The organism is Stenotrophomonas sp. YAU14D1_LEIMI4_1 (assembly GCF_003086815.1).
In the GTDB taxonomy this organism is placed as follows: Bacteria; Pseudomonadota; Gammaproteobacteria; order Xanthomonadales; family Xanthomonadaceae; genus Stenotrophomonas.
This window is the reverse complement of record NZ_CP025997.1, coordinates 1,785,962-1,798,196: the sequence shown is the minus strand read 5'-3', so window position 1 is coordinate 1,798,196 and position 12,235 is coordinate 1,785,962. Positions and strand designations below refer to the sequence as shown.

Annotated in this window: 8 protein-coding genes and 1 pseudogene; 7 read left to right on the top strand and 2 right to left on the bottom strand. The window is 66.6% G+C overall.

Annotated features, from left to right (window positions below; genetic code table 11):
* The first annotated feature begins 59 nt into the window (after positions 1–59).
* The 7 genes from ykgO (at position 60) to C1932_RS08360 (ending at position 5,540) form a co-directional block, all read left to right on the top strand.
* On the top strand, positions 60–185 hold the full coding sequence (gene ykgO / locus C1932_RS08390; RefSeq protein WP_005409283.1) for a type B 50S ribosomal protein L36: 126 nt from the start codon (positions 60–62) through the stop codon (positions 183–185).
* Between the two features lie 143 nt (positions 186–328).
* Positions 329–658 (top strand): hypothetical protein, encoded by a 330-nt coding sequence (locus C1932_RS08385; RefSeq protein WP_108761818.1) that lies wholly within the window; start codon positions 329–331, stop codon positions 656–658.
* Positions 659–697: 39 nt separating this feature from the next.
* Positions 698–1,735: an agmatine deiminase family protein gene (locus tag C1932_RS08380; RefSeq protein WP_108761817.1), complete on the top strand. Its 1,038-nt coding sequence runs from the start codon at positions 698–700 to the stop codon at positions 1,733–1,735.
* Positions 1,736–1,988: 253 nt separating this feature from the next.
* The gene (locus C1932_RS08375; RefSeq protein ID WP_108761816.1) at positions 1,989–2,876 is read left to right on the top strand and encodes a carbon-nitrogen hydrolase; all 888 of its coding nucleotides are present in this window, start codon (positions 1,989–1,991) and stop codon (positions 2,874–2,876) included.
* 14 nt (positions 2,877–2,890) lie between these two features.
* Positions 2,891–3,421, top strand: coding sequence for a GNAT family N-acetyltransferase (locus tag C1932_RS08370; protein ID WP_108755985.1), 531 nt, complete (start codon positions 2,891–2,893; stop codon positions 3,419–3,421).
* Positions 3,414–4,646, top strand: coding sequence for a TraB/GumN family protein (locus C1932_RS08365; RefSeq protein ID WP_108761815.1), 1,233 nt, complete (start codon positions 3,414–3,416; stop codon positions 4,644–4,646). Before C1932_RS08370 ends, C1932_RS08365 begins: the two co-directional genes overlap by 8 nt.
* A 48-nt stretch (positions 4,647–4,694) precedes the next feature.
* A complete protein-coding gene (locus C1932_RS08360; RefSeq protein ID WP_108761814.1) occupies positions 4,695–5,540 on the top strand; it encodes a phytanoyl-CoA dioxygenase family protein in 846 nt (281 codons plus the stop codon).
* A gap of 111 nt (positions 5,541–5,651) precedes the next feature.
* On the opposite strand, the gene C1932_RS08355 is transcribed toward C1932_RS08360, so the two are convergent.
* Positions 5,652–8,732: an efflux RND transporter permease subunit gene (locus tag C1932_RS08355; RefSeq protein WP_108761813.1), complete on the bottom strand. Its 3,081-nt coding sequence runs from the start codon at positions 8,730–8,732 to the stop codon at positions 5,652–5,654.
* Positions 8,729–12,181, bottom strand: a pseudogene (locus C1932_RS08350) (efflux RND transporter permease subunit); the annotation flags it as partial. The pseudogene C1932_RS08350 and the gene C1932_RS08355, both read right to left, overlap by 4 nt.
* Positions 12,182–12,235: the final 54 nt, after the last annotated feature.

The window sequence follows — 12,235 nt, the reverse complement described above, 5'->3', positions numbered from 1 at the left end:
CTTTCGCATATCGCGGCCACGCTCCACCCGAACAACTACTGTTTACGCCGAGGTATGCCATGAAAGTCCTGTCCTCCCTGAAGTCGGCGAAGGCCCGTCACCGTGACTGCAAGGTCGTGCGTCGTCGTGGCAAGATCTTCGTCATCTGCAAGTCGAACCCGCGTTTCAAGGCGCGCCAGCGCTAAGCCTTCCGGCCTTCGGGCCCAGGCTGCCCCACGCGGGGCGACCCGATGCAAAAAACCGCCTTCGGGCGGTTTTTTGTTTATGCGGCTTTTTTCCGCCGTTTTTGCTGTAATCGCCTTTCTTGACCACTGGGGAGTAGTTCGAGATGAAGCGTTACCTGTCCACCCTGGCCGTACTGGCCACCCTGGCCGCCGCCACGCCGGCGCTGGCCGACACCCTGCTGATCGACCGCGCCCGTGAAAAGCCGGCCACCGCCCTGCCCGTCCGCGGCCAGAGCATGCAGCAGGTGCAGTCGCAGTTCGGCGCGCCGAGCGAACAGCTGCAGCCGCGCGGCGGCCAGAAGCGCCAGTGGCCGACCATCCACCGCTGGGTCTACCCGCAGTTCACCGTCTACTTTGAAAAGCAGAAGGTGATCGATGTGGTGGCCAACCAGGCCGACCCGAACGAAGTCGGCCCGAAACCGCCGATCCGTTGATCCCCCACCCCGCCCGTGGCGGGCCCGTGTAGCGAGACCATGAACCAGAACCTTCGTTTTCCTGCCGAATGGGAAGCCCAGAGCGGCGTCCTGATTGCCTGGCCCACCGCCGACACCGACTGGGCCGACCGCCTGGGCCAGGTGGAAGAGACCTACATCGCCCTGGTTGCGGCCATCACCCGCTTCCAGCCGGTGCTGATCTGCGTGGCCGATGACGATGTGGAGACCTATGCCGAAATGCGGCTGCGCTCCAACCGCATCGACATGGACAAGGTGCGCTTCACCACGGCGGCCTACGACGATACCTGGCTGCGCGATTCGGGCCCGATCACCCTGCGCCGCGCCGACGGCGGCTTCCAGCTGCTGGACTTCCGCTTCACCGGCTGGGGCGGCAAGTTCGACGCCACCCTGGACGACCAGCTGGTGGGCGTGCTGGACCAGGCCGGTGTGTTCAACGACGCACCGGTGCGCAGCATTCCGTTCGCGCTGGAAGGCGGCGGCATTGAAACCGATGGTGAAGGCACCCTGCTGACCACCTGGAAGTGCCTGCACGAACGCCACCCGGACCGCGACCGCGAAAGCCTGAGCGCCGACCTGGCCGACTGGCTGCAGCAGGACCGCGTGCTGTGGCTGGACCATGGTTACCTGGAAGGCGACGACACCGACGCCCACATCGATACCCTGGCCCGCTTCGCCTCGCCTGACAGCATCGTCTACCAGGCCTGCGACGACCAGAGCGATTCGCACTACGCCGAACTGCAGGCGATGGGCAACGAACTGGCCGCGCTGCGCACCAAGGATGGCAAGCCGTACCGCCTGTTCCCGCTGCCGTGGGCGCAGCCGGTGATCGACGAAGGCCGCCGCCTGGCCGCGTCGTACGCCAACTACCTGATCGTCAATGGTGCGGTGCTGATGCCGGCCTACGGCGATCCGGCCGACGACCTTGCCCGCGACGTGCTGGCCCTGGCCCACCCGGGCCGCGAGATCGTGCAGGTGCCCTGCCGCTCGCTGATCTGGCAGAACGGCAGCCTGCACTGCATCACTATGCAGTTGCCGCAGGGCCTGCTGAAGGCCTGATGCACCATCGCCGGGCCCCGCGCCCGGCACCGCCTTGGATGCAACATCGCCGGCTCCGCGCCCGGCACCGCCTTGGATGCAACATCGCCGGCTCCGCGCCCGGCACCGCCTTGGTAGAGTCGAGCCATGCTCGACTCTACCGCTGCCACGTGCCCGTTCGCGTTTCGAACGGAGCGGGCCCATTCAGCGGCCAACACGCCGCGGCACGCCATCCGCGCTAACATGCAGGTTTTCCCCCGCAGGAACGCCCCGCATGAACTCGCGCAGCCCCCTTACCGTCGCCCTGATCCAGGAGCGCAACCACGGCGATGCCGCCGCCAATCTGGCGGTGATCGAAGCGCGTGTGGCCGAGGCGGCTGCGCAGGGCGCGAAACTGGTGCTGCTGCAGGAACTGCACAACGGCCCGTACTTCTGCCAGCACGAATCGGTGGACGAGTTCGACCTGGCCGAGCCGATTCCCGGCCCCAGCACCGAACGCCTGGGCACGCTGGCCAAGAAGCATGGCGTGGTGCTGGTCGGCTCGCTGTTCGAGCGCCGCGCCGCCGGCCTGTACCACAACACCGCCGTGGTGTTCGAAAAGGACGGCACCCTGCTGGGCAAGTACCGCAAGATGCACATCCCCGATGACCCGGGCTTCTACGAGAAGTTCTACTTCACCCCGGGCGACATCGGCTTCAAGCCGATCGATACCTCGGTGGGCCGCCTGGGCGTGCTGGTGTGCTGGGACCAGTGGTACCCGGAAGCGGCGCGCCTGATGGCGCTGGCCGGTGCCGAACTGCTGCTCTACCCCACCGCCATCGGCTGGGACCCGGACGATGTGCAGGATGAAAAGAATCGCCAGCGCGACGCCTGGGTGCTGAGCCACCGCGGCCATGCCGTGGCCAACGGCCTGCCCGTGCTCAGCTGCAACCGCGTGGGCCATGAGGCCTCGCCGCTGGGCGCGTCGGGCATCCAGTTCTGGGGCAACAGCCACGTGCTGGGCCCGCAGGGTGAGTTCCTGGCCGAGGCCGGCACCGACGCCACCGTGCTGGTGTGCGACGTGGACCTGCAGCGCAGCGAGCACGTGCGTCGCATCTGGCCGTTCCTGCGCGACCGTCGCATCGATGCGTACGGTGATCTGCTGAAGCGCTACATCGACTGATCCGGAGACCCGGCATGGCCGTCCTCATCCGTGATGCCGGCCCGGCCGACATTGCTGCGATCACCGCGATCTACGCGGTGGAAGTGACCGATTTCGTCAACACCTACGAGTACGACATTCCGGATGCGGCCGAGATGCTGCGCCGCATGCGCGACATCATCGACCGCGGCTTCCCCTACCTGGTGGCCGAGATCGACGGCCAAGTGGCCGGCTACGCCTACGCCAACACCTACCGCACCCGCGTGGCCTACCAGTGGACCGTGGAAAATTCGGTCTATGTGGATGCCGCCTTCCAGGGCAACGGCGTGGGTACGCGCCTGCTGCAGGCGCTGATCGATGCCTGCACCGCGCGCGGCTACCGGCAGATGGTGGCGGTGATCGGCGAACCCACCAACACTGCCTCCATCAAGCTGCACGAACGCTTCGGCTTCCACCTGGTGGGCGTGTTCCAGGGCCTGGGCCGCAAGCACGGCCGCTGGCTGGACACCGTGCAGATGCAGCGCGCGCTCGGCGACGGCGCCGACACCGCCCCTTCCAATGAATGACCCCATGACTGAAACCCTTCCCGAAACCGGCGACGATCTGTTTGCCGGTCAGCCGGTGCGCGTTGTCGAGCGCGACGGCGTGCGCTACACCCTGCTGGGCACCGCCCACGTTTCCCACGCCAGCGTGGAGGCCGTGGAAAAGGCCATCGACAGCGGCCGCTTCGATGCGGTGGCGGTGGAACTGGACCCGCAGCGCCTGCAGGCACTGAGCGATCCGGACACGCTGGCCAAGCTGGACCTGGTGGAAGTGATCCGCAAGGGCCGCGTGGCCCTGTTCGCCGCCAACCTGGCCTTGTCGGCCTACCAGCGCCGCCTGGCCGAGCAGCTGGGCATCGAACCCGGCGCCGAGCTGAAGCGTGCGGTGGACCTGGCGCGCGAGCGCAACCTGCCGGTACACCTGATCGACCGCGAAGTGGGCCTGACCTTCCGCCGCGCGTCGCAACGTCTGGGCTTCTTCGGCAAGCTGAAGCTGGTGGCCGGGCTCGGCGCCGGTCTGTTCTCGTCCGAAGAAGTGGGCGAGAACGAGATCGAGAAGCTGAAGCAGGGCGACATGCTGGAATCGAGCTTCGGCGAATTCGCCAGCGAAAGCCCGGCGCTGTACGAAACCATCATTGGCGAGCGCGACCGTTACATGGCCACCCGCCTGCGCGAGGAGCACACCCCGCTGCAGCGCGAGGTGCTGGCCGTGGTCGGCGCCGGCCACCTGGCCGGCCTGGCGCGCTACCTGGAAACCGACAACGAGGCACCGGCAGCGCTGCGTGCCGAGCTGGAAGCGGTGCCGAAGAAGCGCAACATTCCCTGGTTCACCCTGGCGATCCTGGCCATCGTGGTGACCGGTATTGGCGTGGGCTTCTACCGCGGCGGGCTGGGCGTGGGCACCGAACTGCTGGCGACCTGGGCGATGTACACCGGCGGCCTGGCCGGCCTGGGCTGCCTGCTGGCCGGCAGTCACCCGCTGAGCATCCTGACCGCGATCGTGGTGGCACCGTTCAAGCCGTTCCGCCTGAGCATTCCCACCGGTGCGTTCTCGGCGCTGGTGGAAGCGCGCCTGCGCAAGCCGGCCTACGAGGATTTCCTGAAACTGCGCGACGATGCGCAGAGCCTGAAGGGCTGGTACCGCAACCGGGTCACCCGGGTGGTGCTGACCTTCATGCTGACCAACCTGGGCAGCATGCTGGGCCTGTGGCTGACCGCTGGCCGGGTGTGGGGCAAGGTGGCAGGCTGAAACCCGGGCCTGCACTGCAGGCCTACGCGTTAAGGAGACGATTGAGCAATGGATGCATATGAAGCGCTGATGCGCGATGGCTACGTGGTGGTGCGCCAGGCGATCGCGCCGGCGCTGGTGGAGGACATCAACCAGCGCATCGCGCGGTTCAAGCAGCGCAACGTGAAAGCGGTGACGCGCAACCTGGATGCCCACCAGCGCCTGTACCGGATCGTCAACCTGCACCTGGTGGTGGATGCAATGACCGCGCTGCTGACCGACAACGCGGCCATCGATGTCTGCGACCGCTTCTTCGGTGAGCCCACCACGCTCTACACCAGCCTGTACTACGAGCGCGGATCGGAGCAGTCGCTGCACCGCGACACCCCTGTGTTCTGCACCTCGCCGGGCGAGCGCTACATGGGCGTGTGGACGGCGCTGGACGCGGTGGATGACAGCAACGGTCCACTGCGCGTGGTGCCGGGCAGCCACCTGCTGCCGCCCATCGACCTGCAGGCACTGCGGAAGAAAGTCTTCGGTGATGGCCCGGTCAGCCCCATGGCTGGCGAAGGCTGGGCGGGCTACCAGGAAGCGGTGGCGCGCCAGTGCGAGGAAGCCGGACTGCAGGCGCAGGCGGTGCATGTGCAGCCGGGCGATGTGATTGTCTGGCACCCGCAGCTGTTCCATGGCGGTGCGCCGCACCCGTCGGCCGGCACCCGCCGCAGCGTGGTGATGCACGTGACGCCCAAGTCGATGCCGGTGGGCCACATGGACGTGTTCTACGGCCAGACCGCGCTGCCTGAAAAGGCCCCGTGGCGTTACTACCGCCGTGGCCAGCGCGAGATCGCGCGATTTGGCCATGTCGATTTCGGTCACGAGTACACGCGCCGGACCTGGTTCCTGCGCAAGGCCTGATCGGCCCCGGAAAAAAGAAGGGGGAGACCGCCCCACTACGACCGGTCTCCCCCCACCACTACACACGGTGTTGCCGCCATTGGCGGCAGTCGAATGGGCTCGGCCCTGCGTTCAGTCGAGCAGGCTCGACTCTACCGGGCGAACGCGGGCGCGGCGGATCAGGCGCACGGCGGCGTTGCGCAGGTCGTCCAGCAGGGCGTAGATCGTGGGCAGGAACAGCAGGCTGACCACGGTGGAGAACGCCAGGCCGCCGGCAATCGCGCGCGCCATCGGGGCGTACTCCGGGCCATCGCCGAACATCTGCGTGTTGGTCAGCGAGATCGGCACCATCGCCAGGATCGCCGTGCCCATGGTCATCATGATCGGGCGCAGGCGCTCGCGTGAGCCTTCCACCAATGCCTGGGTGCGGCCCATGCCGCCACGCCGCAGGTTGTTGATGTGCTCGATCATCACGATGCCGTTGTTCACCACCACGCCCATCAGCACCAGGATGCCGATGAAGGACATGATGCCGAACGAGGTGCCGGTGATCCAGAACAGCCAGAACACGCCGAAGATCGAGAACAGCACGCCGCTCATGATCGCCGCCGGGAACAGCAGCGATTCAAACACCGCGGCCATCACCACGTAGATCATCACCAGCGCGATGAGCAGGTTGAACACCATCTGCTGCATGGCTTCATCGTCGTTGCCGTAGTCGCCGCCGTCGAAGCTGTAGCCATAGCCGGCCGGGAAGTTCATCGGCTTGAGCACGGCCTCGATCGCCTTGCGGCCGTCGGGTGCGGTGATCTTCTCGGCCAGGTTGGCCTTGATGGTGAGCGTGGTCTGGCGGTTGGTGCGGCCGATCTGGGTGGCAGAGGACCCCACATCCACGCTGACCAGGCTCAGCAGCGGCACGCTGCGGCCATCGCCGGTGCGCACGCTGAAGCCGGCCAGGTCTTCCGGGCTGCTCTGTTCGGCACCGGCGAAACGAACCCATACCGGCACTTCATTGTCGCCACGGCGGAACTCGCGCATGGGGGCGCCACGCAGGGCCAGGCCGACGAAGCTGGCCACCTGTTCGGCGTTGAAGCCGAAGGCTGCGGCACGTTCGCGGTCGACGTGCACCTTCAGCTCGCCACCCTTCTCGCCGTTGTCGATGCGCACGTCACGCAGCTCGCTGCGTTGCGCCAGCAACGGCAGCACTTCCTGGCCGATCTCCTGCAGCAGGGTGCTGGAATCGCCCACCAGCTGCACCTGTACGCCCTGGTTGCCACCGCCGCCGCCATCGCCGCCCTGGTTGCCGACAAAGTAGTCGGTGCGCGCGGACTTGGGCAGACCCTTGCGGATTTCCTCCTGCAGCGCCTTGATGTCCTTGGCGTGCTTCTCGTCCAGAGTGACCACGGTGGAGCTGCCTTCCTGTTCGCTGTACCAGGAATACACCTGCTGCACGTGCAGGCGCTCGCGGTTCTCTTCGATCCAGGCTTCCACGCGGCCCACTTCCTCGGACATCTGCCGGTAGGTATACGCGCCCTTCCACATGTAGCCGATGAAGATGTCCTTGCCACCTTCGCCGCCAAACATGTCCACCTTGGTCAGCTTCATCGGCACCAGGCTGACCAGCACCACCAGCACGATGCCCAGCAGGCTCCAGCCACGATGGCGCAGCGACCAGTCCAGCAGCTGCGCGTAACGGTGCTGCAGGCGCGCGATCACGCCGGTCTGCGAATGCACCAGCTTGGGCGTTGCCATGCGCGCGGACAGCATGGGAATCAGGCTGACGGCCACCAGCCACGAGGCCAGCAGCGAGACCGAGATGGTGATCGCGATCTGCGCCATGAAGATGCTGATGTTGTTGGTTTCGCCAAACAGGTTCGGCACGAACACGATGCAGTGGCACAGGGTGCCGGCGCTGAGCGCGATGGCGACGTTGCGGGTACCGATGATCGAGGCCAGCCGTGGCTGCCCGGGCATCCGTTCGCGCTCCTGGTAGATGCTTTCCACCACCACCACGGCGTTGTCCACCAGCATGCCCACCGCCAGCAGCAGGCCCATCATGGTCAGGATGTTCAGGGTGACCCCGGCGAAGTACATGAAGCCCAGGGTGATGGTGAAACAGATCGGAATGGCCAGGGTGACCATCAGCGTGGACGGCCAGTGGCGCAGGAAGAAGAACAGCACGGTGACCGACAGGATCAGGCCGACCGCACCGGCTTCGGCCAGTTCCAGCAGCGAGGACGTGACCGCCTTGCCCTGGTTGTCGATCACCTTGATCTGCACATCGCGCATGGAATCCTGCGCACGGATCGCTTCCACTTCGGCCAGCGCCGCGCGCGAGACTTCCACCAGGTTCGCACTGCGCTCCTTGTAGATGTCCAGGCCCACCGCCGGGTTGCCGTCCAGCCGGCGGCCGTAGTTCATGCGCGCCGGCTTCAGGCGCACATCGGCGATATCGCCCAGGCGCAGGCCGGTGGCATTGATCACCAGGTCGCGCATTTCCTGCAGGTCGGTGATCTCGCCCACCGGCTGCACGCGCACGCGCTGGCCGTTGTCGTCGATCTGCCCGGCCGAGATCGAGAAGTTCAGCGTGCGCAGGCGCTCGCTCAGTTCGTTGATGCTCAGGCCATGGGCATTCAACCGGTTCGGGTCGATGGCGATCTCGACCTCGTTCGGCGGCGCGCCGGTGATGTCCACGCGGGCTACGCCGGGAATGCGTTCGATGCGCCGCTTGAACTCGCGGTCCAGCATGTCATACGCGGTGGTCAGGTCGGTGGTGCTGGCCAGGCGCACCTTCAGCACCGGCTGGTCGCTGCTGGACCACTTGAACACGTTGTAGCGCTGCAGGTCGTCGGGCAGATCACTGCGGATCGCATCGATGCGTTCGCGCGCATCGGAGGCGGCAATGGCGATATCGCGGTCCCAATCGCTGAACTCGATGAAGATCGACGCCGCCTCGGCGGTGGCCGACGAGCGCATGCGCTTGATGCCGGTCATGGTGGCCAGTGACTCTTCCACCGGCCGGATGATGGTGCGCTCAACCTCTTCCGGCGTGGAGCCGGTGTAGGGAATCTGCACGAACAGGAACGGCGCGGAGATATCCGGCAGCGCTTCCAGCGGCAGCCGGAACGAGGCGATCAGGCCGACCACCACCAGCGACACGAAACACATGATGGTGGTGACCGGGCGACGGATGGAAAACTCGGCAACGCTCATGCCGGTTCCTCCGCGCCCGCCGCGCTGCCGGTGGCGCCGTGCAGGCCTTCGCCGGCGTGCTTGCGGCCGCGTTCGCGGTAGTAGGCATCGCCGCGGCGGTCCATCAGGTCGTACACCACCGGAATGACCAGCAGGGTGAGCAGGGTGGACACCAGCAGGCCGCCGATCACGGTGATGGCCATCGGCGCGCGCACCTCGGCGCCCTCGCCCATCGCCACCGCCAGCGGCAGGAAGCCGAACAGCGTGCACAGGGTGGTCATGATGATCGGCCGCAGGCGCGAGCGTGCCCCTTCCACCAGGGCTTCGTGCTTGGCCACGCCGGCTTCGCGCAGCTGGTTCACCTTGTCGATCAGGATGATCGCGTTCTTGGTGACCAGGCCGACCAGCAGGATCAGGCCGATGAACACCACCACCGAAATGGGTTTTCCGGTCAGCATCAGCGCCAGGATCGCGCCGACCAGCGCCAGCGGGATGGTGAACAGGATGACGAACGGGTGCAGCAGCGATTCGAACTGCGAGGCCATCACCAGGTAGACCAGGAAGATGGCCAGGCCGAAGGCGAAGATGAGCGACGTGGCGGCCTGAGCCAGTTCTTCACCCTGCCCGCCGATATGCAGGCCCACGCCGGCACCCAGCGGCTGTTCGGCCACCATCTGCTGCACTTCGCGCATGGCCGCGCCCAGATCGATGTCGCGCAGGTTGGCCGAGACCACCGCCACGCGGGTCTGGTCGGCGCGGTGGATCTCGCTGGGGCCACTGGTGGCGATGACGTCGGCCACTGCATCCAGGGTGACCGGACGGGTGCTGCCCGGATTGACGATCAGCCGGCGGATGCTGTCCACGCTGGCGCGGTCGCCTTCCTGGGCACGCACCAGCACGTCGATCTTGCGGTCGCGGAAGCTGTAGCGCGTGGCCACGTCGCCGCGCACTTTCTTCACCACCACATCGGCGATCTGCCGGGTGGTCAGGCCCAGCGCACCGGCGCGTTCCTGGTCGAAGCGGATCTGGATTTCCGGGAAGCCTTCTTCCACGGTGGATTTGACGTCGGCGTAGTGCGCGTTGCCGCGCAGCAGCGCGGCCAGGCGCTGGCCGGCCACTTCCAGGGTGGCCATGTCCTGCCCGCGCAGCTCGATTTCCAGCGGCGTGGAGAAACTGAACAAGGCCGGCCGCGCGAAGTCGACCTGCGCTCCCGGGTGCTGGCCCATGCTGTCACGCAGGCGCTCGGTGATCTCCGCTTCGGTCTTCGCGTTTCCGCCACCGGCCATCACCACGGTCAGCTTGCCGATGTTCTCACCGCTTTCGGTGGGGCTGGCATCCAGACGGGTGCCGCTGCCGCTGACGCCGTACAGCGAGGCCACGCCCTGACTCTGGCCATGGGCCAGCTGCAGTTCGCGCACCAGCGCATCGGTCTGCTTCAGCGGCGTGCCGGCGGGCAGCTTCACGGTCATTTCGAAGCGGTCCTGGGCCAGCTGCGGAATCAAGTCCGCACCCAGCATCGGCACCATGGCCATGGTGGCCACGAAAGCCAGCCCGGCCAGGCCCAGCACCTTGCCCGGGTGGGCCAGCGCATTGGGCAGCAGGCGCAGATAACCGCGCTCGGCGCCGGCATAGGGCTTCATGGCGATATCGCTGGCCTTGCGCATGACCGGGCCGACCACGGCCACGATGCCGCGCCACACGCGCACCACCAGCCAGGCCAGGGCGAAGAAGCTCCAGCGCACGCTGGCCACGAACCCGCGACGACCCAGCGCGATCGGCTTCTGCCAGCGGCTGTCCGGCCGCCACGCGTCGGCGCCGGGTTCTTCCGGGAACGCCAGCGGCGGGCGGCCCTTCAGCGAGCTGAGCATCGGGATCAGGGTCATCGACACCAGCAGCGAAATGGCAATGGCGATGGCCACCGTGAGCGCCTGGTCGCGGAACAGCTGGCCGGCGATGCCATCGACGAACACCAGCGGCAGGAATACGGCGATGGTGGTCAGGGTGGAGGCCACCACCGCCATGCTCACTTCACGGGTGCCGACGATGGCCGCCTGCAGGATGCCCAGGCCACGTTCGCGCGCCTTGGCGATGCTTTCCAGCACCACGATCGAGTCGTCCACCACCAGGCCGGTGGCCAGGGCCAGACCACCCAGCGACATCACGTTCAAGCTCAGGCCAAGCTGGCCCATGAAGAAGAACGTGGCGATGATCGACACCGGCAGCGACAGGCTGATGACGAAGGTGGACCAGCCATCGCGCAGGAACAGGAAGATGATGAGGATGGCCAGCAGGCCACCGATCACCGCGTCCTTTTTGACATCGGCAATGGCGTGTTCGATGAAGCGCGACTGGTCCTCGATGGTGGTCAGTTCGGCGTCGGACGGGAAGGTGCTCTTGATCTGTTCCAGGCGCGTGCGCAGGGCCTGCGCGGTGGCAACGGTATTCGCATCGCCTTCCTTGTAGATGGCCAGCTCCACCGATTCCTTGCCGCCCAGGCGGATGATCGCTTCGCGTTCCTTGTAGCCCTGGCGCACGGTGGCAACGTCTTTCAGGCGCACCGGCACACCATTGGCGACCACGCTGGAATTGCCCGAAGAGGCACTCTGCGCGGCCGACGCCGCGGCAACGGCGGCCGCCGAGCCGGTGGACGCGGCGATGGTGAACATCTGCTGCAGGGCCGAATCGGCTGCACTGCCATTGGACGACTGGGTGGTGACCAGCAGGTTGCGGATCTCTTCCAGGTCGGCGAACTGGTTGACGGTACGCACCAGGAAGCGTTGCGAGCCCTCTTCCAGACGCCCGCCGGAGATGTTGATGTTCTCTTCCTTCAGCCGCTTGATGACGGTATCGATGGGCAGGTTGAGCTGGGCCAGCTTCTGCTGGTCGATGTCCACCTGGATCTCATCCTCAAGACCGCCACCCACCTTCACCGCAGCCACGCCGGTCACCGGTTCCAGCTTCTTCTTCAGGTCTTCGTCGGCATAGCGGCGCAGGCCGGTCAGTTCGCGGATCGCGTCTTCATCGCTGGCCGGCGCGGCCTTGGTCGACAGCACCAGGCGCATGATCGGCTCGGTGGACGGATTGAAGCGCAGCAGCACCGGCGCCTTGGCCTCCAGCGGCAGGTTCAGCGCTTCCATCTTGTCGCGCACTTCCAGGCTGGCCTGGTCCATGTTGGTGCCCCAGGCGAACTCAAGCACCACATCGCTCTGCCCGGTGCGCGAGACCGACTTCAGCTTGCGCAGGTTCTTGACCACGCCCACCGCTTCTTCCACCGGCTGGCTGATCAGGCTTTCGATTTCGGTCGGTGCCGCGCCGGTGTATTCGGTGCGCACGGTGAGCGTGGGATAGCTCAGGTCCGGCAGCAGGTTTACTTTCAGGTTGCCCAGCGCGATCAGGCCGAACAGCAGCAGGGTGACCGTGCACATGGCGATGGTGACGCGGCGGCGGGTGGCGAATTCCACCAGGCCGCCGCGCATGCCGGAGGCGGCGCCGTCGCTCGCCGGCGAGGCACCGTGGTCGTGGCC